28 protein-coding genes are annotated in these 25,504 nt (G+C 61.4%); 12 read left to right on the plus strand and 16 right to left on the minus strand.

Annotation, left to right across the window (positions count from 1 at the left end):
- Positions 1-31 precede the first annotated feature (31 nt).
- Positions 32-1,159 (plus strand): sensor histidine kinase, encoded by a 1,128-nt coding sequence (locus GQX66_RS27830; protein WP_085746537.1) that lies wholly within the window; start codon positions 32-34, stop codon positions 1,157-1,159.
- Positions 1,160-1,163: 4 nt separating this feature from the next.
- On the opposite strand, the gene GQX66_RS27835 is transcribed toward GQX66_RS27830, so the two are convergent.
- Entirely contained in the window at positions 1,164-1,469 is a 306-nt protein-coding gene (locus tag GQX66_RS27835; RefSeq protein ID WP_085746536.1) for a chaperone modulator CbpM, read from the minus strand.
- Between the two features lie 23 nt (positions 1,470-1,492).
- Entirely contained in the window at positions 1,493-2,446 is a 954-nt protein-coding gene (locus GQX66_RS27840; RefSeq protein WP_102688381.1) for a DnaJ C-terminal domain-containing protein, read from the minus strand.
- 293 nt (positions 2,447-2,739) lie between these two features.
- Here GQX66_RS27840 and GQX66_RS27845 point away from each other — a divergent pair, with 293 nt between their 5' ends.
- Positions 2,740-4,008 carry an Hsp70 family protein gene (locus GQX66_RS27845; protein WP_240872093.1) on the plus strand — a complete coding sequence of 423 codons (1,269 nt, stop codon included), beginning with the start codon at positions 2,740-2,742 and terminating at the stop codon, positions 4,006-4,008.
- Between the two features lie 108 nt (positions 4,009-4,116).
- On the opposite strand, the gene GQX66_RS27850 is transcribed toward GQX66_RS27845, so the two are convergent.
- The 3 genes from GQX66_RS27850 to GQX66_RS27860 all read right to left on the minus strand — a co-directional run bounded on the left by GQX66_RS27850 (position 4,117) and on the right by GQX66_RS27860 (position 6,626).
- Positions 4,117-5,130 (minus strand): membrane protein, encoded by a 1,014-nt coding sequence (locus tag GQX66_RS27850; protein ID WP_007950612.1) that lies wholly within the window; start codon positions 5,128-5,130, stop codon positions 4,117-4,119.
- 332 nt (positions 5,131-5,462) lie between these two features.
- A complete protein-coding gene (locus GQX66_RS27855; protein ID WP_085746533.1) occupies positions 5,463-5,768 on the minus strand; it encodes a PsiF family protein in 306 nt (101 codons plus the stop codon).
- Between the two features lie 63 nt (positions 5,769-5,831).
- Positions 5,832-6,626, minus strand: a complete 795-nt coding sequence (locus tag GQX66_RS27860) for a helix-turn-helix transcriptional regulator (protein ID WP_085746532.1) — start codon at positions 6,624-6,626, stop codon at positions 5,832-5,834.
- Between the two features lie 98 nt (positions 6,627-6,724).
- On the opposite strand from GQX66_RS27860, the gene GQX66_RS27865 reads away from it, so the two are divergent.
- Positions 6,725-7,618, plus strand: a complete 894-nt coding sequence (locus tag GQX66_RS27865) for a DMT family transporter (RefSeq protein WP_085746531.1) — start codon at positions 6,725-6,727, stop codon at positions 7,616-7,618.
- Here the strand turns inward: GQX66_RS27865 and GQX66_RS27870 are convergent.
- From GQX66_RS27870 to GQX66_RS27880, 3 genes are all read right to left on the minus strand, one after another.
- On the minus strand, positions 7,615-8,505 hold the full coding sequence (locus GQX66_RS27870; protein WP_085746530.1) for a triacylglycerol lipase: 891 nt from the start codon (positions 8,503-8,505) through the stop codon (positions 7,615-7,617). The genes GQX66_RS27865 and GQX66_RS27870 overlap by 4 nt on opposite strands.
- A 91-nt stretch (positions 8,506-8,596) precedes the next feature.
- Positions 8,597-8,902, minus strand: coding sequence for a multidrug efflux SMR transporter (locus GQX66_RS27875; RefSeq protein ID WP_011332220.1), 306 nt, complete (start codon positions 8,900-8,902; stop codon positions 8,597-8,599).
- Positions 8,903-9,541, minus strand: a complete 639-nt coding sequence (locus tag GQX66_RS27880; RefSeq protein WP_085746529.1) for an NAD(P)H-dependent oxidoreductase — start codon at positions 9,539-9,541, stop codon at positions 8,903-8,905.
- A gap of 119 nt (positions 9,542-9,660) precedes the next feature.
- Between GQX66_RS27880 and GQX66_RS27885 the strand changes: the two genes are divergently transcribed.
- Positions 9,661-10,563 carry a LysR substrate-binding domain-containing protein gene (locus tag GQX66_RS27885; protein ID WP_085746528.1) on the plus strand — a complete coding sequence of 301 codons (903 nt, stop codon included), beginning with the start codon at positions 9,661-9,663 and terminating at the stop codon, positions 10,561-10,563.
- Positions 10,564-10,661: 98 nt separating this feature from the next.
- The gene (locus tag GQX66_RS27890; RefSeq protein ID WP_085746527.1) at positions 10,662-11,192 is read left to right on the plus strand and encodes a ferritin-like domain-containing protein; all 531 of its coding nucleotides are present in this window, start codon (positions 10,662-10,664) and stop codon (positions 11,190-11,192) included.
- Positions 11,193-11,339: 147 nt separating this feature from the next.
- On the opposite strand, the gene GQX66_RS27895 is transcribed toward GQX66_RS27890, so the two are convergent.
- The gene (locus tag GQX66_RS27895; RefSeq protein WP_085746525.1) at positions 11,340-13,415 is read right to left on the minus strand and encodes an AsmA family protein; all 2,076 of its coding nucleotides are present in this window, start codon (positions 13,413-13,415) and stop codon (positions 11,340-11,342) included.
- A gap of 382 nt (positions 13,416-13,797) precedes the next feature.
- Here GQX66_RS27895 and GQX66_RS27900 point away from each other — a divergent pair, with 382 nt between their 5' ends.
- The 7 genes from GQX66_RS27900 to GQX66_RS27930 all read left to right on the plus strand — a co-directional run bounded on the left by GQX66_RS27900 (position 13,798) and on the right by GQX66_RS27930 (position 19,032).
- Positions 13,798-14,304, plus strand: coding sequence for a hypothetical protein (locus GQX66_RS27900; protein ID WP_085746524.1), 507 nt, complete (start codon positions 13,798-13,800; stop codon positions 14,302-14,304).
- A 174-nt stretch (positions 14,305-14,478) separates the two neighbouring features.
- Positions 14,479-15,111, plus strand: coding sequence for a TetR family transcriptional regulator (locus GQX66_RS27905; RefSeq protein ID WP_007950628.1), 633 nt, complete (start codon positions 14,479-14,481; stop codon positions 15,109-15,111).
- 205 nt (positions 15,112-15,316) lie between these two features.
- A complete protein-coding gene (gene ureE, locus GQX66_RS27910; RefSeq protein ID WP_240872094.1) occupies positions 15,317-15,817 on the plus strand; it encodes an urease accessory protein UreE in 501 nt (166 codons plus the stop codon).
- Positions 15,814-16,488: an urease accessory protein UreF gene (locus GQX66_RS27915; protein ID WP_240872095.1), complete on the plus strand. Its 675-nt coding sequence runs from the start codon at positions 15,814-15,816 to the stop codon at positions 16,486-16,488. Before ureE ends, GQX66_RS27915 begins: the two co-directional genes overlap by 4 nt.
- Positions 16,489-16,510: 22 nt before the next feature.
- A complete protein-coding gene (gene ureG, locus GQX66_RS27920) occupies positions 16,511-17,125 on the plus strand; it encodes an urease accessory protein UreG (protein ID WP_007950645.1) in 615 nt (204 codons plus the stop codon).
- Between the two features lie 27 nt (positions 17,126-17,152).
- Positions 17,153-17,725 (plus strand): HupE/UreJ family protein, encoded by a 573-nt coding sequence (locus tag GQX66_RS27925; protein ID WP_064379124.1) that lies wholly within the window; start codon positions 17,153-17,155, stop codon positions 17,723-17,725.
- 179 nt (positions 17,726-17,904) lie between these two features.
- Entirely contained in the window at positions 17,905-19,032 is a 1,128-nt protein-coding gene (locus GQX66_RS27930) for an AGE family epimerase/isomerase (protein WP_240872096.1), read from the plus strand.
- Positions 19,033-19,070: 38 nt separating this feature from the next.
- Here the strand turns inward: GQX66_RS27930 and GQX66_RS27935 are convergent, their stop codons facing one another.
- The 7 genes from GQX66_RS27935 to GQX66_RS27965 all read right to left on the minus strand — a co-directional run bounded on the left by GQX66_RS27935 (position 19,071) and on the right by GQX66_RS27965 (position 25,411).
- A complete protein-coding gene (locus GQX66_RS27935) occupies positions 19,071-19,976 on the minus strand; it encodes a cation diffusion facilitator family transporter (RefSeq protein ID WP_134021637.1) in 906 nt (301 codons plus the stop codon).
- 129 nt (positions 19,977-20,105) lie between these two features.
- On the minus strand, positions 20,106-20,870 hold the full coding sequence (locus GQX66_RS27940; protein WP_007950653.1) for an SDR family oxidoreductase: 765 nt from the start codon (positions 20,868-20,870) through the stop codon (positions 20,106-20,108).
- 110 nt (positions 20,871-20,980) lie between these two features.
- Positions 20,981-21,415 carry a hypothetical protein gene (locus tag GQX66_RS27945; protein ID WP_176240482.1) on the minus strand — a complete coding sequence of 145 codons (435 nt, stop codon included), beginning with the start codon at positions 21,413-21,415 and terminating at the stop codon, positions 20,981-20,983.
- 194 nt (positions 21,416-21,609) lie between these two features.
- Entirely contained in the window at positions 21,610-22,326 is a 717-nt protein-coding gene (locus GQX66_RS27950) for an ABC transporter ATP-binding protein (RefSeq protein WP_085746520.1), read from the minus strand.
- Positions 22,323-23,195, minus strand: coding sequence for an ATP-binding cassette domain-containing protein (locus tag GQX66_RS27955; RefSeq protein ID WP_007950657.1), 873 nt, complete (start codon positions 23,193-23,195; stop codon positions 22,323-22,325). The genes GQX66_RS27950 and GQX66_RS27955 overlap by 4 nt, the downstream gene beginning before the upstream one ends.
- Positions 23,192-24,493 (minus strand): high-affinity branched-chain amino acid ABC transporter permease LivM, encoded by a 1,302-nt coding sequence (gene livM, locus GQX66_RS27960; RefSeq protein WP_039766706.1) that lies wholly within the window; start codon positions 24,491-24,493, stop codon positions 23,192-23,194. Before livM ends, GQX66_RS27955 begins: the two co-directional genes overlap by 4 nt.
- A 3-nt stretch (positions 24,494-24,496) precedes the next feature.
- Complete coding sequence (locus GQX66_RS27965) at positions 24,497-25,411, minus strand: branched-chain amino acid ABC transporter permease (RefSeq protein ID WP_007915894.1); 915 nt, start codon at positions 25,409-25,411, stop codon at positions 24,497-24,499.
- Positions 25,412-25,504: the final 93 nt, after the last annotated feature.

The raw sequence follows: 25,504 nt of genomic DNA on the forward strand, positions 1-25,504 counted from the left end.
CGCCCCGACTTGAATTTCCAGGAACCCGGACATGCGTTTATCCGAATTTATCCGGCAACACGCGGATCACATCGTCGAGGAGTGGGAACAGTTCGCCAGGACCATCACCCCGGCGGCCGAGACCATGGACAGAACGGCGCTGCGCGATCATGCCAGAGAGATTCTGCTGGCCGCCGCCCGCGACATGGACACCGCACAGACCGCCAGCGAGCAGATTGCCAAAGCCAAAGGCGAAGGCCCGGAGAAAACCCCGAGCCTGGACGAGGCCGGTGCCAGCCACGGAGAGTTGCGCCATACAGTGGGTTTCGACCTGGTGCAGATGACGTCCGAATTCCGTCATTTGCGTGCCTGTGTGATCCGCCTCTGGGTCAACAGTCTGGAATCACCGGACATCGCGTACTTCCAGGACATGATCCGTTTCAACGAAGCCGTTGATGAAGCCCTGGCCGAATCGACGGCCGCTTACGCCGAACAGGTTGCTCATTCACGGGATATCTTTCTCGCCATCCTCGGCCATGACCTGCGCGCACCGTTGCAAGCGGTCAGCATGTCCACCGAGTTGCTGATGCGCAAAACGGCGCTGGAAGGCGATGCGCTGACCTGCGCGCTGAACATCAGACAGGGTGCGCGGCATATGGCGGCGATGGTCAGCGACCTGCTGGAACTGGTGCGCAGCCGCCTGGGCAAGAGCCTGCCGATCGAACCGGCACCGATGGACCTGGCCGACGCGGCGCGCGCGGCCATCGCCGAAGCCTGCGCCGGCAATCCGGAAAGTGATCCGACACTGAAAACCGAGGGTGACACCCGTGGCAACTGGGATGCCGGACGGATCGATCAACTGCTGCAGAATCTGATCGGCAATGCCTTGCAGCATGGGTCTGATCCGCGCGAAGTGATCGTGACGTTGAAGGGAGAAGCCGGGCACGTGCTTCTGACCGTGCACAACTGCGGCAACCCCATTCCCGCAGAAGCCATCGGTACGATTTTCGATCCATTGGTGCGCAGTGCCGACGAAGAACTCGGCCAGCCGTCGACCAGCCTCGGTCTGGGCCTGTTCATCATCAAGGAAGTGGTGACCGCCCACGGCGGGACGATCGAAGTCAGTTCAAGCGAAGCCGACGGAACGCTGTTCAGCGTGACGCTGCCCAGACAGGTTTGAAGCGCTACTCGACCACCAGCCGCGCCAGACGCTGACGGAGCATGCGGTTCTCGGATCGCAACTCCTGCACTTCTTCCAGCAGGTCCAGCGCCAGGGCGACGCCTTCCCATTCCAGGTCAAGGTCGCGCCGCAGCTTGGCGGCGCGTTTGGCCAGGGCCAGTTCGTAGTCGGTGAAGCGCCATTCCCGGGGCTGCGTGCCCTGAGGTTCGAGGATGCCGTGCTCGACGATTTCGATCACGTAGACGTCCGACAGGTCGGCCGCCTCACAGAATTCTGCCATGTCCAGTTGAACGATCAGGGGGCTGCTCATGATGGGCTACTCCGTCGTCAGTATCAGAAGTTCTCTCGCGGATTGAAGGCGGCCTTCTTCGCCAGTTCCTGCCACAGCGCCTTGACGTCATCGCCGTTGGCTTTGGGCATCACGGCCTTGAGCTGGACGAACAGATAACCGCGCTCGCCGGCCTTGTTCTGCAGGCCGTGGCCCTTGGCTCGCATGCGCTGGCCATTCTGGCTGCCGGCCGGTACCTTGAGGTTGATCTTGCCGGTCAGGGTCGGCACGGCCACTTCGGCGCCCAGCGCCAGCTCCCAGGGAGCAAGCGGCAAGGTGATGATCAGGTTTTCGCCTTCGACGTCGAATTTCGGGTGCGGCGCGAAACGGATGGTCAGGTACAGATCACCATTGGCGCCGCCACCAATGCCCGGTGCGCCCTGACCCTTGAGGCGGATGCGCTCGCCGTCGGCCACGCCGGCCGGGATCTTCACGTTCAGGCTCTTGCTGGTGTTGCTGACGTGCTGGCCCGAACCGTTGTATTGCGGCACCTGAAAGCTGATCTTTTTCGATTCGTTCGAAAGCGTCTCTTCCAGAAAGATCGGCAGTTCCAGTTCCACGTCTTGCCCTCGCCGTCCGGCGCTGCGGGATTGCCGGCCAGCGCCGCCACCGAAACCGGGGCCGCGATTGCCGAAGATCGAACTGAAGAAGTCCGAAAAGTCACCGGTGTCCTGACCGCCACTGTTGCCAAAGCCGCCACGGCTCTGCCAGCCCGGCGGGCCCTGGAACGGCTGACCGTGCTGGCCGTAACGGCGCAGGTCATCGTATTCGGCGCGTTTGTCGGCACTTTTCAGCGCTTCATAGGCTTCCGAGGCGTCCTTGAACTTGGCCTCGGCGTCCTTTTCCTTGCTGACATCGGGGTGGTATTTGCGCGCCAGCTTGCGATAGGCAGCCTTGATTGCCTTGTCGTCAGCCGTCGGCTCCACGCCGAGTATCTTGTAATAGTCTTTGAAGTCCATCGAAGGAATCACCATCCGTTATCGATTTCGCGCCGATCCCAGCATGCGCCTATTCGCGCGTGCCGGGTTGACCGATCTCAAGTTTGTGACCGGGTGGCGCAGCAGAAGTTTATCGGCAGTGGACGGCGGTTCTTGCGACCGCCGGTATTTCTGCCGACCCATGCCAGCAAGTTTGGGGCAAAGCGCCGAGTTTCAAGCAAGCTTAGTCGTGAAATAGCAGATGACCGGCCTTCGAATCTGTCGCGCACTGACATACACTGCGCGGCCGTTTTTTTGACCGGAACCGAAAGACCATGAAAGACGCCTCTCCAGCCCGTGCCTGCGGCATCGACTTCGGCACGTCCAACTCCACCGTCGGCTGGCTGCGCCCCGGCATGGAAACGATGATCGCGCTGGAAGACGACAAGATCACCCTGCCATCGGTGGTCTTTTTCAATATCGAAGAGCGCCGTCCGGTATACGGCCGTCTGGCGCTGCACGAGTACCTGGAAGGCTACGAAGGCCGGCTGATGCGCTCGCTCAAAAGTCTTCTCGGTTCCAAGCTGATCAAGCACGACACCAGCGTTCTCGGCACCGCGATGCCGTTCAAGGACTTGCTCGGGCTGTTCATCGGCCAGCTCAAGAGCCGCGCGGAAACTGCCGCCGGTCGGGAGTTCGAGCAGGTTGTACTGGGCCGCCCGGTGTTCTTCGTCGACGACGATCCGCTGGCCGACCAGGAAGCCGAAGACACCCTGGTGGAAGTGGCGCGCAAACTCGGTTTCAAGGACGTGTCGTTCCAGTACGAGCCGATTGCCGCAGCCTTCGACTACGAGTCGACCATCGAAAAGGAAGAACTGGTGCTGATCGTCGACATCGGCGGCGGTACGTCAGACTTCTCGCTGGTGCGCCTGTCGCCCGAGCGTCGTGGTGTGGATAACCGTCACGACGACATCCTCGCCACCGGCGGCGTGCACATCGGCGGGACCGACTTCGACAAACAATTGAGCCTGCAAGGCCTGATGCCGCTGTTCGGCTACGGCAGCCGCATGAAAAGCGGCGCGTTCATGCCGACCAGTCACCACATGAACCTGGCGACCTGGCATACCATCAACTCGGTGTACTCGCAGAAATCGACCCTGGCCCTGGGCAGCATGCGCTACGACATCGAAGACACCGGCGGCATCGACCGTCTGTTCAAGCTGATCGAACAGCGCGCCGGGCATTGGCTGGCGATGGAAGTGGAAGAAACCAAGATTCAGCTGACCCACAACGACAGCCGCCATGTGCCGCTGGATCGCATCGAGCCGGGCCTGAGCGTGGAACTGACCCGGGCGTTGTTCGAGTCGGCGATCGAGTCGCAGCTGGAGCGCGTGCGCGGCAGCGTCACCCAGTTGCTGGCGGACGCCAATGTGGCGGTGGGTCAGGTTGATACGGTGTTCTTTACCGGTGGCTCGAGCGGCATTCCGGCACTGCGCAACAGCGTCTCGGCGATGCTGCCGAACGCGCGGCATGTGGAAGGCAATATCTTCGGCAGCATCGGCAGCGGCCTGGCGATTGAAGCCATGAAGCGCTACGGCGTTTAACGCCAGCCTCAAGTTGCAAGCTTCAAGCTACAAGTAAAAGCAAAGGCAAGAGCGACCACCGCTCTTGCCTTTTTCTTGCGGCTTGCAGCTCAAAACTCGCAGCTGCTTTTAAACCATCCCGCCCAGCTTCAGCTCACTCTTCAGATACGCGTAATAAATCGGCCCCGCCACTACCCCCGGCAAGCCGAACGCGGCCTCGAACACCAGCATTGCCAGCAGCAACTCCCAGGACTTGGCACTGATCTGCCCGCCGACGATGCGCGCGTTGAGAAAGTATTCGAGCTTGTGGATAAAGATCAGGTACCCAAGCGCCGCAATGGCCACCCAGATCGACAGCGACAGGCCGACGATGGTGATCAGCGTGTTCGACATCAGATTGCCGATCACCGGCAGCAGACCGAGCAGGAAGGTCAGCACGATCAGGGTCTTGGTCAGCGGCAGCTTGATCCCGAACATCGGCAGGATCACCGCCAGGAAGATCCCGGTGAAGAACGTGTTGAGCAGGGAAATCTTGATCTGCGCGAACACGATGTTGCGAAACGCCTGAACCAGCAAGTGCAGACGGTCGAACAGGGCGGCCGCCAACGGCTTGCGCTTGGTGACGTCCGGCACGCGCTGCAAGGCGATGATCGCGCCCAGCACCATGCCGATCAGCAGCGTCACGAACATGTGCGCCGCGTCCTTGCCCACCAGTTGCAGGTCGGACAGGTGTTTGCTCGCCCATTCACCGATGGCCACCCGGAATTCGGCGGCACTGGCCGGCAGGTAACTGTCGAGAAACGGCGGGAGTTGCCCACGCGCGCGGTCGACCACACCCATGAATTTATCGAGGGAAGCGCCGGGGTTTTCCGCCTCGTGCAACAGGAAACTGATGGCCCCGGCAAAGATCAACGCCAGCACACTCACTACCAGCGTGCCCAGCAGCGCCACCGCCAGCCACCGCGCACGGCGACCTTCGATCAGCCGTTGCAGTTGCGGGGTGAGCATGTTGACCAGTTCGAATACCAGCAGCCCGGCGAGCAGACTGGGCAGCAAACGCAATGGCAACACCAGCAACAGACCGCCGAAAATGATGATGCAACTGACCCAGAACACTACATGACGCTCAGAAAACGTTGGCATACAGCCTCAAAACGAACGGCGTAAAAGGATTGGCAGTCTGCCAGCGATCCTTGGGGAGCACTAGGGATATGCGGTGTTTGTAGGTTTGGGGCTCGGCTTGAGAACCACCCCTCACCCTAGCCCTCTCCCGGAGGGAGAGGGCACTGATTGCGGGATGCTCGGGTGATCCGGCGACCTGAAAGCTCTGTATCGAATCCATAATCGACCGGATGTTTCAGGTCGAAGAATGCCTGGAAACAACGCGGTCAGTCCCCTCTCCCTCTGGGAGAGGGTTAGGGTGAGGGCCTGGATCCCAAGCCGGACACATCTGCCAGTCACCACTCAAACCCGCTTTATTTTTTCTTCAGGCAATCACTCATGAAGGTCTTGCGCGCATCACCCGTCAGCGCCTTGGTGGCCGCATCGGCGTTGCAGGTTTTCATTTTCTGTTGCTGCGGGGTCAGGGCCTTGGCGTCGTTTGCTGCCGGGGTTGCCTTGAGGCAGGTGCTCATGAAGGCTTTGCGCTCATCGCCCTTGAGGCTCTTGGCCGTGGCGTCGGCGTTGCAGGTGGTCATTTTGTTCTGTTGCGCCGTGGCGGCGAAACCCTGGGAGCACAGCAGCAGACCGATCATTAACAAAGGGACACGCAGCATCTTCATGGAGTTTTCTCCTTGGCGCCGCCTCGATGGAGGCGGCCTCCGGCTGAGTGTAGTCAAAGCTTGTTACACCTTCCTGCCCTCAAGATGGCTGCGCCGGTATTGTTCGGGGGTACATCCGGCCTGCCGGGCAAACATGGCGATGAAGGCCGAGCCGCTGCTGTAGCCGAGATCAAAAGCGATTTCCTGCACGCTGCGCGCCGACTCCAGCGCCTCAATGGCCGCGAGATAGCGCAGCCGCTGGCGCCATTCGCCAAAACTCATCCCCAATTCCCGCACGAATTGCCGGGCCAGAGTGCGCTCGCTGACATGCACCTGCGCCGCCCAGTGCGCCAGCGGCTGATTGTTGCCGGGCTCGGCCTGCAGGGTTTCGAGAATGGTCAGCAAACCGGGGCTGCTGGCGTAAGGCAAATAGCATTGGTGAACCGGCGCCTGGCGCAATTGATCCACCAGCACCTGGGCCAGGCGCTGGTCGGCTTCGAACGCCGGGATCTTCACATCACGGGCGGCAAAGTCCTTGAGGATCGCCTTGAGAATGTCGCTGATCGCCAGAGTGCAGGCCTGCGTCGGCAAATCGGAACAGACATCCGGCGCCAGACACACAGCCCGATAGTTGACCGGCTGATGACTGTAGAAACTGTGCTCGACCTGCGGCGGCACCCACACCGCGTATTGCGGCGGCGACATGAAGCGGCTGCCGTCGACATCCATGTGCAGCACGCCGTGGGCCGCGTACTCCAGCGTGCCCCACGGATGGCGGTGCGGCGCGGCGTATTCGTGGGCGTTGAAGTCGGCATAGCGGAAATACACCGCCGACGGCAGTTCGCTGAAATCCAGCAGATCGATGTGTTTACTGTTCATGCTGTCCGGAATCAGGGGCGGGTTGTCCGGTTCGCAGTATAGGCCTGCATCCAGACAGGGGATAATCACCGTTCATCAACGTACTGGTTTCTCCTCCCATGCAATACGCGTTTCCCCTGCTGGCGATTTTCATCTGGGCCGGCAACACCGTGATCAACAAGCTTGCGGTCGGTGCGATCTTTCCCGCCGAGATCGGCTTCTACCGCTGGCTGCTCGCCGGCCTGCTGTTCACGCCGTTCATGCTCAAAAAGGTGATCGCGCACTGGCCGCAGATCCGCCCGAATCTGGGCAAGATTTTCATCCTCGGCGTGCTCGGCATGGCGGTCTATCAGAGCCTGGCCTACTTCGCCGCAACCATGACCAGCGCCACCAACATGGGCATCATCCTGTCGTTGATGCCGCTGATGTCGCTGGCCATGGCGATCATCAGCCTCGGCCAGCGCCTGACCGCCGGCGCACTGGTCGGAGCCGTACTTTCATTCGCGGGTGTATTGGTGGTGGTGTCCTCCGGCAGCCTCGGCGCACTGCTGCAACACGGGGTGAACCTGGGTGACGCGATGATGTTGATTGCCACCCTCGCCTACGCGATCTACAGCACCCTGCTGAAAAAATGGCAACTGCGCCTGCCGCCGCTGGTGTTGCTGTATTTGCAGGTGCTGGTGGCGGTGGTGGTGTTGTTTCCGCTGTACGCGACTTCACCGAAAACCGGCCTGACCCTGCAGAACATTCCGCTGGTGCTGTACGCGTGCCTGCTGGCCTCGATGCTTGCGCCGCTGGCGTGGATGCAGGCCGTGCAGCGTCTGGGCCCGAGCCGGACCACGCTGTTCTTCAACCTGCTGCCGCTGATCACCGCGCTGATTGCCGCAGTGGTGCTGAAGGAACAACTGGCGATGTATCACCTGGTCGGTGGCTTGCTGACGCTGGGCGGGGTGATTCTTTCCGAGCGCTGGACCACCGTCCTCGGTCGCTCCCGCACCCCGAGCGCCGCCTAGACCCCGGCGGCTTTCAACCGCGCGGCGTGCTCGACGAACAGCCGCACCGGATCCGCGCCTTTGCCGACCAGTCCCAGCGACTGGTTGACGATGTCGAAGTGATCCATCGGGTAGTCATCGCCGATGACCGTGCCCAGGTGCGAGCTGTAGCGTCCGACCATGCCATCGCACTGCCCCGGCTCGCGCACGAAGGTTTTGGCGAACAACCGACAGCTGCGGTTGGTGCCATCGAACAGGTTGCCACCGCGATCGGTCTTGCCCGGCTGCAAGGTGCCGGACCACGAGTAATACCGCACGCCGTTGACCTCTTCCGGCCCCTGCCCGCCCCAGGTTTGCGGCAGGCCCTGTGGATAACGCTGGTTGAACAGCGCCACGCCTTCGGTGGTCAGGGAATGGTGCGAGGCGTGGATATCCACCGGCAGTTTCGGCCCGTGGTAGCCGGTCTCCAGCAGCGCCATCAGCCAGCCGACAAAACGCAACAGCGCCTCGAGGATTCGGCCCTTGGCGCTGTCCGCCGGATAGTGTTTCGCCAGATAGTCGGCCAGTTCCGAACCGTGATTGGGCCCGGCAACCGACGTCACCGACGCCACCAGATCCGGTCGCTTGGCCGCCGCGTAACGTGCCGTCAGCGAACCCTGGCTATGGCCGAACAGATTGACCTTGGCCGCGCCGGTCTCACGAAGGATTTCATCGATGCGCGTCAGCAACTGCTCGCCGCGCACCTCGGTGGAATTGAGCGGCGACACCTGCACCGCAATCACCGTTGCACCACCCCGGCGCAACGCCTTGATGATTCCGTACCAGTACGGGTACAGCACCAGACGGATGAAACCGAGCATTCCCGGCACCAGCACCAGTGGATAACGTGTGGCCGAATCTTGCGACATGGGCAAACATCCTTGTGGTCGGTGAGTGGATGCAGGGCGTGCAAAACGCCCGCCAAGCATCCGCCTCGATGATGACAACTCCACGACCAGCCTACTTCAGCCCCACCACCCCCGCCACAATCAGCCCCACGGACAGCAACTTCACCAGCGTCAGGCTCTCGCCCAGCAGGGCGAATCCGAGAAACACCGTGCCAAGCGAACCGATGGCGGTCCAGATCGGGTAGGCGATGCTCACCGGCAACTCGCGCATCGCCAAGGTCAGGAAGTACACCCCGCCCACCGCCGCGACCACGGTAATCAGCGACGGCCAGAGCCGGGTGAAACCCTCGGCGTACTTCATGCCCATGGCGAAGGTGACCTCGAACCCCGCTGCGATCAGCAGAAACAGCCAGGCCACCTAGAGCTCCCGGGCGAGGTCGAGCAAGCGCTGCTCGGCCTCGGCCACCGACACCGCGAAGGTGCGCTCGGCGGATTCCTCGCCCTCGGCGGCGACCACCGTGACATCGTTGATGCCGATGAAGCCAAGCGCGGTGCGCAACCAAGGGTCGGCGTGGTTAAGCGCCTCCAGCTCACCGCCCGGGCCGAAACCGAAACCGCCGCGACTGGTGACGATCAGCGCCTTTTTGCCGTGCAGCAGCGGCGTGTATTGGGCGATGCCGTTGTCCAGCGTATGGTCGAACGTCAGACCCAACCGCACGATCTGATCGACCCAGGCCTTGAGGCCGCTGGGCACGTTGAAGTTGTACATCGGCGTGGAAATCAGCAGCAGGTCGTGATCGAACAACTCGCCCACCAGTTGATCGCTGAGCGCCAGATCGGCCTGCATCGTCAGCGGCCGAGCCTCGGGATCCGGATAAAACGCCGCCGCGACAAACGCCTCGTTCACCGCCGGAATCAACGCCCGGCCGACTTCACGGCGAGTGACCTGAGCCTGTGGATGACGGACTTGCCAGGCACTGAGAAAGGTTTCTGCCAGACGCCGCGAATGGGAACGCTCACCGCGAGGGCTGGCATGGATCACAAGAATCTTGCTCATCTGAATCTCCTTGGGACTAGACTTGAGTGACGGTGTGGCGCCAGATTGCAGCACCCACGTCATCGCCTCAAATGAGCAAAAATCAGTCGGGATGAATTGATTTCATCCGTGGAGTTTCCATGTTCGCTTCATTGCCGCTGACCGCCCTGCGCGCGTTCGAATCCGCTTCACGCCTGTTGAGCTTCAAGGCGGCCGCCGAAGAACTGGCGGTGACGCCGACGGCGATCTCCCATCAGATCCGCTCGCTGGAGGACTGGCTCGGCGTGGCGCTGTTCGAACGCCTGCCGCGTCAGGTGCGCCTGACCGAGGGTGGCGAGCGGCTGTTTCGCAGCTTGCACGGCGCATTTCTGGAGGTGGCGCAAAGCGTCGACACCCTGCGCCCGCAACGCAGCGGCAGCAGCCTGACGCTGTCGACCACCGCCGCGTTCGCCGCGCTGTGGCTGGTGCCGCGACTGGGGCGGTTTTATGCGAAGCATCCGAACATCAATGTGCGCCTGGACACCCATTGCGAAGTCATCGACCTGCATCAGGACGCCAGCGTCGATCTGGTGCTGCGCTACAGCCTCGACGATTACCCGAACCTCTACGGGTTGTGCCTGTTCGATGAGTCGTTCGGCGTGTATGGCTCGCCGGAGCAGGTGGCGCTGGCCGCCCGCCGTACCCCGGCGCTGATCAGCGTGCGCTGGCACAACTCAAAGCTCTACGCCCACGGCTGGGAAGCCTGGTGCGCGCAGTCAGGCGAGAACTGGCTCAATCAGCAACCGGCCGTCCGCGAATACGACGAAGAGCACTACGCGCTGCAAGCAGCCATTGCCGGACAGGGGCTGGTGCTGGCGAGCAATATTCTGGTGTCGGAGAGCGTCGCCAGCGGTCTGCTGGTGCCGTACAAGGACGAAGTGCAGGTCGACGGCGCCGGTTACAGCGCGCTTTGTGTACCGGGCCGCGAGCGGCATCCGCCGGTAAAGGCGTTTTTTGCCTGGCTGCGCGAAGAGGCGCAGCTCTCCGTGCATGCCCCGCGCTGAATCCGACAAAACTTTTTGCAGCGTTCATCACTCACAACCAGGTAACGATCACGTCAGCAGAACGTGACGCCAATCGGATTAGCCTCCAGGAGACTGAAATGAGTGACCTGCAATTGTCTGATGTTCAAACCCTGCGCGAGCGCGCACGCCAGCACGTGGAAAACGGCGCAGTGACCGAAAGCTACAGCGCCAACCGTGAAGAAGTGCTGCGCCTGCTCAACGAATCGCTGGCCACCGAACTGGTCTGCGTCTTGCGCTACAAGCGCCACTACTTCATGGCCAACGGCTTGAAAGCCAACGTCGCCGCCGACGAGTTTCTCGAGCACGCCACTCAGGAAGCCGAACACGCCGACCGTCTGGCCGAGCGCATCGTGCAACTGGGCGGCGAGCCCGAGTTCAACCCTGACCTGCTGTCGAAGATGTCCCACGCGCAATACGTGGCCGGCAACACCTTGAAGGAAATGGTCTACGAAGACCTGGTGGCCGAGCGGATCGCCATCGACAGCTACCGCGAGATCATCCAGTACATCGGTGACAAGGATCCGACCACCCGCCGGATCTTTGAAGACATCCTGGCTCAGGAAGAAGAGCATGCGGATGACATGGCGGATATTCTGAAGGACCTCTAATCCCCGCTCCCCCCGCTGACCGATCGTTCCCACGCTCCGCGTGGGAATGCATCCCGGGACGCTCAGCGTCCCAAGAGCGGACGCAGAGCGTCCATGGCGACGTTCCCACGCAGACGGTTCGACGTGGGAACGATCGGGTTGCAGCAATTACTTGGTGGGTTTGACGGTCACCGGCGCCTTGCCCGCCTTCATCTGCTCCAGCAGCGGCGCGCACTGGTTAGGCTCGCCACCACTCGGCGCCACCAGCGCCAGCAACCCTGCCGCCGGCGCAGCGATCACGCCCAAGGCCACCATCCCCGCCCCGCGCAACATCAGCGGCACCGCTTTCACCCCGGCATCCGGCTTGATGAACTTGCCCCGTACATACAACGGCGAGCGCAGGGAAATCAGGCGCCAGCCCTTGGATTCCGGCGTCACCGTCAGATCCAGTTGCTCGGTGGCCATGTTCGCCGTGCCGTCGATGTAGATAATTGCGTTCTCGGTATCGAACACAAACAGTCTTGTCGTCGCCAGACCGGTCTTGATATCGAAGTCCGCCGCCGCGCAATTGATCTTCACTTCCTTGTCGCCAAAGATCTTGCCGACCACGTAGTTACCGACGTTGAGGCCTGCCAGCTCCATCAACTCGCGACTGATCGCACCGTCGTTGATCAGCATCTTCAGGTTGCCGTTGGCACCGCCCAACAGTTTGGCCACCGAGTTGCCGCGACCGGCGATATCGGCATCACCGTTGAGCTCGCCGAAACTGGTCTTCATCGGTTCGAAGGTCGGGAACAGCTGTTTGAGCTTGAACTTGCGCGCGGTCAGTCTGGCCCGGCCCTCCAGCGGTTCGGTGCGACCGTTGAGGCGAATCTGCGCATCGAGGTTGCCACCGGCCACGCCGAAGCGCAGCGGCTCCAGACTCAGCTCGCCGTCGTTGAGTTTGAGGTGGGTATAGAGGTCGGTGAACGGCAGTTCTTCGCTGTGGACGATGCGTTTGCCGGTGAATTCGACGTCGGCGTCCATGTCGCGCCAGCGCTCGGTCTTGAACTCTTCCACCGGCAACACCTTGTCCGCCGGCTGCTTGCTCTCGCCGCCACGGGCCTTCTGCTTGGCATTGGAATCGGCACCGATCAGCGGCGCGAGGTCGGCAAACAACAATTGATTGGACAGCAGCGCGCCACTCAGCTTGGGCCGTGGCTGACTGGCGACGTAGGCCAGATCGCCATGGATGTCGCTGCTGCCGATCTTGCCGTTGAACTGTTCGTAGCGGAACTGCGCGCCGCCCGGCTCATGCAGCTTGGCGATCAAATGGCCGTCGGTGGCGTACGGCGGGGTGTCCGGCAGGGTCACGCCGGTCAGCGGATACAGGTTGCCGAGGCTGGCGCCGGCCAGTTTCAGGCGCAGATCGAGGGCGCCGAGATTCAGCGGATCGGTCAGGGTGCCGGCGAGTTCGACGCTGGTATCGCCGATCTTCGCCTGGGCCTGCAACGGGAACGGTTTGCTCGCGTCCTGCAGAGCCAGCAAGCCACCGATCTTGCCCTGGCCGGCGAGTTTCTGGCCGTGATACTGGCCGGTGACTTTCAGGCCGAAGGCGTAATCCTGCGGTGCGCCGCCCTTGTCCTGCGCGGTTTTTGCGGCTTTGTCGCCGACGATGTCGCTGAACGGAATCGGCTTGCCCAGCGGATCGATCAACAGGTCGAGGTTGGTCTTGAGGGTCTGATCATCGAGGGCGACGTGGCCCTTGTCGAAACCGATGGCGCCGATGTCGACCACCCAGTTCGAGGGCTCGGCATTCGGGTCCTTGGGATCGAACTTGAAGGTCCAGTTGGCGCGGCCGTCGGCCAAACGCTGCAGTTGCGCGTTGGGTTCGGTCAGGTCGATGCGCGGGATCGCGACCCGTTGCGCCAGCAAGGCCAGTGGCGAAATGCGCAGCTCGACCCGTTTGAGGGTGACCATCTGCGGTTGCTTCGACCAGTCGGGATTGCCCAGCGTCAGGTCTTCGGCAACCACATGCGGCCACGGCACCCAGGCGCGCCAGCCGCCCTCGTCGAGCTCACGCCGCCAGACCACCGACAGGTTGCCGTTGATGGCGAACGGTCGATGCAGTTCTTCCGAGACTTTGGCGTTGAGCGGCGGTTTGATGCGGTTCCAGTCGAAGAACACGATGATAAATACCAGCACTGCCAGTAACAGCACGAGGGTGGCGAAGGTCCAGGCGAAGATTTTACGCGTGCGCGTCATTGCACAAAGCTCCTGAAGACGACTGCATCCATTGGCACGACGCAGCTGAAACGACGGGCCGTGATGGCCCTCATGAAATCTGTGACTGACAAACAGCCCGCAGGTTTAATCCAAAGCCCCAGCGAGGGGAAAAAACGGTCGCCATTCTGACCGATCGGTCGAATTGGCGTTACCGGACCCGCACTTTTGCGAGGCGCGAGTGGGTGGAAAATACCCACCGCAGTGCAAAACCGCCCGCCTGAAACGCCCGAGCTAGAGCCTCTCAAGCGAACAATCAATTCTGTTGATTATTACCATTGTGTTTATGAACTTTTATATCGACTTATCGAGAGTAGCATTGCCCTCGTACCCACTTTATCGCCCTCCCAAGGAGCAACCCATCATGAAACGCCAACTTCTGTTCAGTCTTACCCTCTCGATGCTGGCCAGCACCGCTTTCGCCCTGCCAGCTGCCGATCAAGCGACTCCGCAAGTCAAAACCAGCCACTCGGTGTTCAGCCAGACTGTTGCCGCTGATGGCTCGGACCGCACTCCACAAGGCCAGACCCTGGCTGAAAACGGTCGTAACCGTCTGGAAGAAAAAGGTCTGGTTCAAGATGGCTATGACAAAACCCCACAAGGTCAAACCGTAGCCGAAGGCGGCCGTGATCGTCTGGAACAGAAAGGTCTGGTTCAAGACGGTTCGGACCGCACTCCACAAGGTCAAACCCTGGCATCTGACGGTTCTGATCGCACCCCACAAGGCCAAACCCTGGCATCTGACGGTTCCGATCGCACTCCACAGGGCCAAACCCTGGCAGCCGACGGTTCCGATCGCACCCCACAAGGTCAAACTCTGGCCGAAAGCGGTGGTGACCGTGTGATCGAACGCAACAGCGCTTTGAGCTAAGCCCATGGCGGCCTGGAAAAAAAGCCCAATCCCCGGATTGGGCTTTTGACTTTTCAGCAGCCTGTATAAAGAAGTCGCGATTTCCCTGCTCCATCTCCCCCGCTGCCGTTCGACGCCGACAAAGCCGATTTGCTAGAGTGCGGCGCTTGTCTTGCCTAAGAACACACCCTTGCGATGCTGCCCCGCGCCGAACAGAAACAACAGACCCGCAACGCCCTGATGGACGCTGCCCGCCACTTGATGGAAAGCGGCCGAGGATTCGGCAGCCTGAGCCTGCGTGAAGTGACGAAAACCGCCGGCATCGTGCCCACCGGTTTCTACCGGCATTTCGCCGACATGGACGAACTCGGCCTGGTACTGGTCAGCGAAGTCGGCCAGACCTTCCGCGAAACCATCCGCCTGGTACGCCACAACGAATTCGTCATGGGCGGCATCATCGATGCGTCGGTGCGGATTTTCCTCGACGTGGTCAGCGCCAACCGTTCGCAATTCCTGTTTCTGGCCCGCGAGCAGTACGGCGGATCGTTGCCGGTGCGTCAGGCCATTGGCCGTTTGCGGGAGGACATCAGCTCCGACCTGGCGGCGGATCTGGCCTTGATGCCCAAGCTCCAGCACCTCAATCGCGAAGGCCTGAGCGTAATGGCCGACCTGATTGTCAAATCGGTGTTCGCCACCCTGCCGGACATCATCGACCCGCCCGCCGAAGCCCTGCCCGAGCATCTGACGCCCCAGGCGAAGATCACCCAGCAGTTGCGCTTCATCTTTATCGGGTTGAAGCACTGGCAAGGGCTCGGCAGTACCGAGTGAGAGAGCAAAAAAGTCGCAGCCCGGAGCTGCGATTTTTTTTGCGCCGCAAATTGGTGCATGTAAAAAACTTCATGCACCAAAACGCCCCACAATCCTGCAACATCTTGAAACATCCACTAGGCTCCGACAGGGTTTTCCTACGCTTCGTCCGATTGGCAAGCCCCTTGCTCTAGCCTGAGCATTGTCCATTGCTGGAAGCTTTCCGATGCTGGTGATTCATCGCAGAATCGAGCCCCAACCCGTCTGGGCCGCCGAGTTGCACCTGACCTTCGAAGCCAGGAGCAAAAGCCGCCTGCGCTGTTTCAGTGCCGAAGGCGAGGACGTCGGACTGTTTCTGGAGCGCGGTCAGCCGCCGCTGTTCGACGGCGAATGCCTGCAAGCCGAAGATGGACGGATCGTCCGAGTCTGCGCCCGCCCCGAACAATTGCTGCACGTCACCTGCGCCAACGCCTTTGAACTGACCCGTGCGGCCTATCACCTGGGCAACCGCCATGTGGCGCTGCAAGTCGGTGACGGCTGGTTGCGACTGCTCGACGATTACGTGCTCAAGGCGATGCTCGAACAGCTCGGCGCCGCCGTGGAATCGATCGAAGCGCCGTTCCAGCCGGAACACGGCGCCTACGGGGGCGGCCATCATCATTCGCGGCACGGTGACGAAGACTTCAACTACGCGCCGAAACTCCATCAGTTCGGCGTCCGTCTGTGAACCCGGCCTGGGCGCTGCTGCGCCTGGCCAGTCCGCAATTGCCGATTGGCGGCTACAGCTATTCCCAGGGCCTGGAAATGGCGGTGGATAACGGCCGTGTCGACAGCCCGGACAGCGCCCGCCGCTGGATCAGCGATCAATTGCTGCTCAACCTCGCGCGGTTTGAAGCGCCCCTGCTGCTCGCCCATTGCCAGGCCGCCGCGGACGAACACTGGGATGAATTGCGCAAGCTCTGCGAAAGCCACCGCGCCAGCCGCGAAACCCGCGAGCTGCATCTGGAGAGCCGGCAGATGGGCTACTCGTTGCAGCAATTGCTCAACGGCTTGCCCGAACTCGATCAGCCCGCGCGGGATTTTCTCGAACATTGCGCCGAGCCGCACCTGGCCCTGTGCTGGGCCTTGGCGGCTCGCGCCTGGCAGATCAGCCCGCAGGACGCCCTCGCCGCGTGGCTGTGGAGCTGGCTGGAAAACCAGCTCGCGGTGCTGATGAAAACCTTGCCGCTGGGCCAGCAAGCCGCCCAGCGCCTGACCAGCGAACTGCTGCCGCTGCTGCAACAGGCGCAGCAGGATGCCACCCGAATCAATCCCGAACACCTCGGCAGCGCCGTGTTCGGTCTGTCCCTGGCGTGCATGGCCCATGAGCGCCAGTACAGCCGCCTGTTCCGTTCCTAGGGCCTTTTATCTGGAGAATCACATGAACACACAACCCCTGCGCGTCGGCATCGGCGGCCCGGTCGGTTCCGGGAAAACCGCGTTGACCCTGGCCCTGTGCCTGGCGCTGCGCGAACGCTACAACCTGGCCGTAGTCACCAACGACATCTACACCCGCGAAGACGCCGACTTTCTCGTGCGCAACGAAGCGCTGGCGCCAGAACGCATCATCGGCGTGGAAACCGGCGGCTGCCCGCACACCGCGATCCGCGAAGACGCTTCGATCAACCTCGAAGCGGTGGATCAACTGAACCGGCGTTTTCCGGGGCTGGACCTGATTCTGGTGGAGTCCGGTGGCGACAATCTTTCCGCGACCTTCAGCCCGGAACTGTCCGACCTGACCATCTACGTGATCGACGTTTCGGCCGGCGACAAGCTGCCGCGCAAGGGCGGGCCCGGCATTTGCAAATCCGACCTGCTGGTAATCAACAAGATCGACCTCGCGCCGCTGGTCGGCGCCTCGCTGGAGATGATGAACAGCGACACCCAACGCATGCGCAACGGCAAGCCGTTCGTGTTCAGCAACCAGAAAACCGGTCAGGGCCTGGAAGACATCATTGCCTTCATCGAACGCCAGGGCCTGCTGACCGCAGCCTGATTCACTGATCAACAAGGAAGCTTATCCATGACACTCAAACGCATTCTCGGCGCCGTCGCGCTGCTGCTGACTCCGGCCCTGGCCTTCGCCCACCCTGGCCACGGCGACTCTGGCCTGGTGGCCGGCATCAGCCACCCGATCGGCGGTCTCGACCATTTGCTGGCGATGGTGGCCGTCGGTCTGTGGGCGGCGCAGCAGCAAGGCGCCGCACGCTGGGCGCTGCCGTGCACCTTCGTTGGAACCATGCTGATCGGCGGCCTGCTCGGTTTTGAAGGGCTGGAATTGCCGGCGCTGGAAAGCGGGATTGCCGCCTCGGTGCTGGCGCTGGGTCTGGCGGTGGCGCTGGCGGTGCGTCCGCCGCTGGTAATGGCAGTGGCGGCGACGGCGCTGTTTGCGCTGTTCCACGGCGTGGCCCACGGCCTCGAGTTGCCGGACATGTCGAGCCCTTGGGCGTATGCCGCCGGTTTCGTGGTCGCAACGGCTGCGCTGCATGCGGCGGGTTATGCGGTCGTGCGTTTTCTGCCTCAGGCTGCTGCGCCGCTGGTCCGACTGGCCGGAGCGGCTTCGGCGGTGACGGGCGCGTGGTTGCTGGCTGGCTGATTTTTATCGCCTGATCCGGCCTCATCGCCAGCAGGCTGGCTCCACAGGATTGTGTACGCTGCAAATCCATTGTGGGAGCCAGCCTGCTGGCGATAGCGGCCTGACAGACACCGCGTCTCTAAGGCCGGTCTCTCTGCTACCATGTCGCGCAATCGCCCCTGCCGTGACGACGTCCGCCCATGCCCCACGCTTCCCGCTCCACCTCCCTGCCTGAATTGACCACCCTGTTCGGTGAAGTGCAACAGCACTTTCTGAACGTGATCGTGCCCCTCTGGCAAGGACCGGGCTGGAACGCCGACATGGCGTTGCCTTACGAGGCGCTGGACGCCGCACATCAACCGCTGCCACCGCAGCGTTACCGAGCCATGGCCTGCGCACGGCAGCTGTACCTGTTTTCCAGCCTGATCGGGGTTGTGGATAACGCCGAAGCAAGGGCGGCCGCGCTGTTCCGTTCCCTGCAACGGCACTTCCACGATGCCGAGCACGGCGGCTGGTTCTACAGCATCGATCCGCAGGGTAAACCGCTGGATCAGCGCAAGGATCTCTACACCCACGCCTTCATCCTGTTCGCCTGCGCTCACTACTGGGAAAAGTCCCGCGAGCCCTTGGTCGAATCGACCCTCAACGCCGCACTGGAAGTGATCGGCCGACGATTCGCAACGGGCGACGGCCTCTACGAAGCCTGCCTCGACCGCGACTGGATCACGCTGCAAACGGGCCCGCTGCAAAACCCGCTGATGCACCTGGCTGAAGCCTTCCTGGCCACGCTGGCCGTGCGCGAAGATCCCCAGACCCGGCAGGCGCTGAGCGAGTTATGCACAGCCATGCACAAGCGCTTCATCGAACCGCAACAGGGCGTGTTGATGGAAAAGCCGCTGGGGGCTGTGGATAACTGGTTTGAACCGGGGCATCAGTTCGAATGGTATTTCCTGCTGGAGTCTTCACCGCTGTTGCGCGGATCGAAACTGCACGCGGCACTGGATCGCGCGTTTGCCTTCACCGAACAACAGGGCGTAGAAGCCGACACCGGTGCGGTGCTGGCCATGCTCGATCCGCAAGGACACGGGAAGGATTCGACCCAGCGCATCTGGGCACAGGCCGAATACCTGCGCGCCCTGACCTTGCGTCCGGGCAGTGAAAGCGCGGTGCTGCGCCAGTTGCAGGCGCTGCAACAGCGCTTCCTGCATGCCGGCGGCTGGCACGAATGCCGTGACGATCAGGGCGAGGTCAGCCGCAAGGACATGCCGTCGACCACGCCGTATCACCTGGCGACCTGCTATCGCGGCATCGCCGACTATCTGAGCTGACAGCTGTGGCGAGGGAGCAGGCTCCCTCGCCGCAAACATCAGGCAATCCACTTCCGGTCGCCAGTGAAACTGATGGTCAGCCAGCGCGCCGCGTCCGGCTTGCCCAGCTTCGCGGAAATCTCCTCACGCAGCACGTCCAGCTGACCGACGCTCTGCAGCCGGTAATCCGCCGGCAATACCACATGAATTTCGATGAACCGCGCCCGCCCGTGTTTCTGCACGTAGGACACGTAATCGTCGAAACCATGCTCAATCTTGGCCGCGTCCATCACCTGGCGCACCTGATCGTCCAGCGTGTCCGGCGCAATGCCGAGCACGTCCCGCAGCGCCGGGCCGAGGATCTTGAAGGCCGGCGGCAGCATGGTCAGGGCCAGCACGATGAGAATCAGCGGGTCGACGAACTTCGCCCACTCGCCATACCCCTGAGACTTGAGCAGCAGCGCCGCGAGGAAACTGATCAACAGGCCCACCGACAGCATCGCGTCCACCAGCCAGCTGATGTTGTCGAACTGGATCAGGCTCGACTTGAGCTTGCGATTACGGTGGCGCACGTAGAAGAAGTAGGCGAACTCGACAACGGTGAACACCGCCGCGTAGATGATCACCAGCCCCAGTTCGATCTCACGACCGCCGTTGATGATGCCGAACACACCGTTGAGAAACGCGTAGATCGCGATCAACAACAGAAAACTGCCCTCGATCAGCAGCACCATCGGCTCCAGGTGCCAGAAGCCGAACTGGAAACGCTGGTTGCTTTGCTTGGCGATCAGCTTCGCGGTGATCAGCATCAGAACTTTGATGAAGGTTGCGATCAGCGAAAAAAAGCCATCGAACAGGATGGATTGGGAACCCGAAACAAAACCGGTGGCGATCCCGGCGATCGACACGGCCAACATCAGGATGGTCGATTGTTTGAGCAGCGACTGCTCACCTCGGTTACTCACTTTGACTCCTCGAAAACCTTGAAAACCGCAGGGTGCGGTGGGGTCGTTGAGGAGTGAGTCTACCTTACTGCCAGAATTTGGCCGATTTGCCCTCTTCGCCAGCAGACTGGCAAAGAGGGCAAAACCGTATCAAGCCTTGTTACGCTCGATGGCAAAACCGGCCCAGGTCTGGCTCACCGGCATCAGCTCCAGGCTGTTGATGTTGATGTGCGCCGGCGCATTCAGCACCCAGAAGATGGTCTCGGCGATGTCCTGCGGCTGGATCGGCTCGGCACCGGCGTAGGTGGCGTCGTAACGCGCCTGATCACCGGCGAAACGCACCAGCGAGAACTCGCTCTCGCACAGGCCCGGCTCGATGTTGCTGACCCGCACGCCGGTGCCCTGCAGGTCGCAGCGCAGGTTCAGCGAGAACTGTTTGACGAACGCCTTGGTAGCGCCATAGACATGGCTGCCCGGGTACGGGTAGTTACCGGCGATGGAGCCGAGGTTGACGATGCCGGCGCCGCGACCGTGGGCGATCAGGCGTGGCAGCAGCAGACGGGTGCTGTACATCAGGCCTTTGACGTTGGTGTCGACCATGGTGTCCCAATCGTCGAGGTCGCACTTCGGTGCAGGGTCCACGCCCAGCGCCAGCCCGGCGTTGTTGATCAGGCCGCGCAGCTTGGCGAACGATGGCGGCAGGTTGGCAATCGCCTCCTCCATCGCCTTGCGATCACGCACGTCCAGCACCAGGCCATGCACTTCGGTCTGCTTCGACAGCTCGGCGCACAGCGCGTTGAGGCGTTCTTCACGACGACCGGTCAGCACCAGTTTCCAGCCGGCCTCGGCAAAACGACGGGCACAGGCTTCACCAAAACCGGAGGTCGCGCCGGTGATAAACAGGGTGTTGGACATCGTGTTCTCCTTGCTTCGGCCACCGGGGCAGCCATTGGAATAGAAAATCAGCGGGCAGCATGCCCGGCCCCGCTTTAACCGGCAACCACCGAATCCTGCTCATTAATTGATCAGCGGCCGCTACGCCATACGCGCCGTGGCCTGTAGCCATGTGCACGCACGTTATCCACAAGCCCTTCCACAGTTTTCGGGGGCAAGTGGAAAAGCGCAAAGCCGCGCCACACAAGGCTTTGCGGGCCATCTGGAAAGTTTTTTGCTTGACCCTGAACAACCAGTTGTGCCGGGCAGGGCATTTTGCACGACCGACCGGTCATGGCCATGATTGCGCGAGGCCAGCAATTACGGCCCTTAGCCGAGTCTTTCCAGAGTTTAATCACAGACTTATCCACAGGATTGACCACAGCCATCAGCGCTGTTTTGCGCCCCCATAAAAAGGTTGACAAACAGGCCTTCCCCTCAGCAAAAACACACTGCTCAAAAAACAACCACAGCGCTGAAAGCCACGTATTCAAAGGCTTCCAGCCAGCTACACCCACGTTATTCACAGCCAGCTCCACAGCAAACGGGGACAAGTCAAAACTGTGGAAAAACAGCCATTTGCAGCGGCTTTATGTCGCGCTTTGGCAGGTTGGCGATTTTGTTTTCCACAATTTCCCGAAAGTCCTGGTTTCCAGTGAACGAGCAGACGCAAAAAAGCCCCGACACTCACGCATCGGGGCTTGTGGACAACTTCAAACGATCAGTGACCGCCGAGGTAAGCGTTGCGCACTTCCTCGTTCACCAGCAATTCCTGGCCGGTGCCCGTCAGGCGGATCTCGCCGTTGACCATCACGTACGCCCGGTCGGACAGTTTCAACGCATGGTTGGCGTTCTGCTCGACGAGGAAAATGGTCATCCCGGTTTTCGCCAGTTCCCGCAGGGTGGCGAAGATCTGTTTCACCACGATCGGCGCCAGCCCCAGGCTTGGTTCATCCAGCAGCAACAGCTTGGGCCGGCTCATCAGCGCCCGGGCGATGGCGAGCATCTGCTGCTCGCCGCCAGACATGGTCATCGCCCGCTGCGTGCGGCGCTCTTCGAGCCGCGGGAACAGCTCGAACATGCGCTGCATGTCTTCTTTGGCGTACTTGTCGCCGATCGGAATGGTGCCCATCAGCAGGTTTTCCTCGACGGTCATGTCGGGGAACACCCGCCGCCCTTCCGGCGATTGCGCAATGCCGTTGGAAGCGATGTAGTGAGATGACTTGTGGGTAATGTCCACGCCTTGATAGAGGATCTGCCCGCCCGTCGCCCGTGGCTGGCCGAAGATCGACATCAGCAGGGTGGATTTACCGGCACCGTTGGAGCCGATCAGGCTGACGGTTTCCCCTTCGTTGATCTGCAGCGAAACGCCTTTGAGGGCCTGGATCGGACCGTAGAACACGTCCAGATCCTTGAGTTCGAGGATGGGTTGCGTCATACGACTTCCTCTTCGTCGGCGCCCAGGTAGGCCGCGATCACTTTCGGATCGTTACGAATGGCGTCCGGCCCGCCCTCGGCGATGACGATGCCGTGGTCCAGCACCACAATGTGATCGGAAATGCTCATTACCATGCCCATGTCGTGTTCGATCAGCACCACGGTCAGATCGTGCTCGTCGCGCAGCAGCCGGATCATCGCGCTCAGCGCTTCGGTTTCCTGAGGGTTGAGGCCGGCGGCCGGTTCGTCGAGGCAGATGATCTGCGGCCGCGTGCACATGGCCCGGGCGATTTCCAGACGGCGTTGCTGGCCGTAGGAAAGCTCACCGGCCAGACGGTTGGCGCAGTCCACCAGATCCACCACTTCCAGCCAGTAGAACGCGCAGTCCAGCGCATCACTTTCGGCCTTGCGATAGCCCTTGGTGTTGAGGATGCCGGCCAGCATGTTGCGGTTGACCCACATGTGCTGGGCCACCAGCAGGTTTTCCAGCACCGACATTTCCTTGAACAGGCGAATGTTCTGGAACGTCCGGGCCAGGCCCGCGCGGTTCACCAGGTGGGTGCCGCCGAACATCTTGTAATACAGACGGCTGGCAAAGTTTTTCGGCGAGACGAAGTCGGTCGGTTTGAACGACTCGCCCAGCAGCTGGATGACGTTGGTCTGCTGGCCGCGCACGTTGAGTTCGATCTTGCCGCCGGAGGCTTTATAGAAACCGGTCAGGCAGTTGAACACCGTGGTCTTGCCGGCGCCGTTGGGGCCGATCAGGGCGAAGATCGAGTTGCGCTTGACCTTCAGGCTGACATCGCTCAAGGCCTTGATGCCACCGAAGTGCATCATCAGTTTTTCAACAGAGAGTACGACTTCACTCATGGCGCAGTCCTCTCATAGTGAATGGCACCTTTGCGTGGAGTGACCCCGGTGCGGCTGATGCGGATCAGCCCGCGAGGTCGCCAGATCATCATCAACACCATCAGGATCCCGAACAGCAGCACGCGGTATTCGGCGAAGCCGCGCAGCAGTTCCGGAGCGACGGTCAGCACGAACGCTGCGATCACCACACCGATGGTCGAGCCCATACCGCCGAGTACCACGATGGCGAGGATCAATGCCGATTCGAAGAAGGTGAACGAGGTCGGGTTGACGAAACCTTGATAGGTGGCGAAGAACACACCCGCCAGACCTGCCGTCGACGCACCGATAGTGAACGCCGAGAGCTTGACCAGTACGTGATTGAGGCCCATCGAGCGGCAGGCGATCTCGTCTTCACGCAAGGCTTCCCAGGCGCGGCCAACCGGCATCTTCACCAGACGATGCTTGATGTACAGCACGGCCAGCACCACCAGGAACAGCACCGCATAAATGAAGTAGTACTTCACATCCGGGTTGTAGGCGATGCCGAAGAACTCGTGAAACGGTACCCCTCCATCCTTCGCCCGCTTGCCGAATTCCAGACCGAAGAAGGTCGGCAGTGGCGCCGGCATGCCGTTCGGGCCGCCGGTCAGGGACAGCCAGTTGTTGAGCACCAGACGAATGATTTCACCGAAACCCAGGGTCACGATCGCCAGATAGTCGCCGTGCAGGCGCAGCACCGGGAAACCGAGGATGCAACCGGCAAGGCCAGCAGTGATCGCCGCCAGCGGCAGCACGGTCCAGAAGCCCAGGCCGAGGTACTGATATCCGAGCGCCAGACCGTAGGCGCCGATGGCGTAGAACGCCACGTAACCCAGGTCGAGCAGGCCGGCCAGACCGACCACGATGTTCAGGCCCAGACCCAGCAGCACGTAGATCAGTCCGAGGATGACCACGCCCAGCAGGTAGGAGTTGGAGAAGAACGGCAACGCCACGGCGATGGCGATCATCAGCGGGATGATCCAGCGCAGGCGCGATTTGTAGTCCGGGGCCAGCACGTGCACGCCGGAACCGGTACTCTCGAATCCGTCGAGAATGCGCAGGCCCTTCGGGGTTTGCAGGAACAGACTGAGGGCAAAACGGCCGGCCATGACGATGGCAATGATCCACGCCACGCGGGTCGGTTCGAGGTTGAAGCTGTAGCCGTCGAGTACCACGCCGACAATCGGCCCGAACACGATCAGGGCAATCAGACCGGCGAGAATCGCCTCAACCAGGCTTTTTTTGACATCGATGGATTTTGTAGTGGTTGAAGACATCGCTTACACCTTCGACACAAGAGGACGACCCAGCAGGCCCTGAGGCCGGAAGACCAGAACAAGTACGAGCAGCGAGAAGCTGAACACGTCTTTGTAGTCGGAGTTGACCAGGCCCGAGAACAGCGACTCGGAGATCCCGAGGATGATCCCGCCGAGCATGGCGCCAGGCAGCGAACCGATCCCGCCCAGTACCGCCGCAGTAAATGCCTTGATGCCGATGATGAAGCCGGCATAGAAGTCGAAGGTGCCGTAGTTCATGGTGATCAGCACGCCGGCCAACGCCGCCATGGCCGCACCGATGATGAACACGTAGGAAATGACCCGGTCGGTGTTGATGCCGAGGATAGAAGCCATTTTGCGGTCTTGCTGGGTCGCACGGCACATGCGCCCGAGTTTGGTGTACTTGATGACGTAGGTCAGCAGGCCCATGCCGACGAATGCGGCCACCAGGATGAAGACTTTGGTGTAGGTCAGTTGCACGAAGCCGGTACCGACTTCGACACGCCATGCACCGGTCAGCAGCGTGGGTACGCCCTGTTGTTTGGCGCCCTGGGCGATCTGTGCGTAGTTTTGCAGAATCAGGGAGATGCCGATGGCGCTGATCAACGGTGCCAGTCGGGTGGAGTTGCGCAGGGGTTTGTAAGCGACTCGCTCGATGACCCAGCCATACACCGCCGTGATCACGATGGTGAATATCAGGGTGCCAAGCATCAGCAGCGGGAAGGATTCAATACCGAAGTAAGCCAGCAGAGCCAGACTGATTGCCGCCAGGTAAGCAGAAATCATGTAAACCTCGCCGTGGGCGAAGTTGATCATGCCGATGATGCCGTAGACCATTGTGTAGCCGATGGCGATCAGGCCGTAGACCGACCCGAGGGTCAGGCCGTTGACCAGTTGCTGCAGGAAAATACCATCCATAACGCAATCTCACGCAGTGAGAACCTGCACACCCTGGGGCGCGCGGTTCTTCTAGGAAAAATACAGATTTACGTCGGAGCAATGTCAGACAGG

The sequence above is a fragment of the Pseudomonas sp. B707 genome (genome assembly GCF_022496685.1).
GTDB classification, from domain to species: Bacteria; Pseudomonadota; Gammaproteobacteria; order Pseudomonadales; family Pseudomonadaceae; genus Aquipseudomonas; species Aquipseudomonas paraglycinae.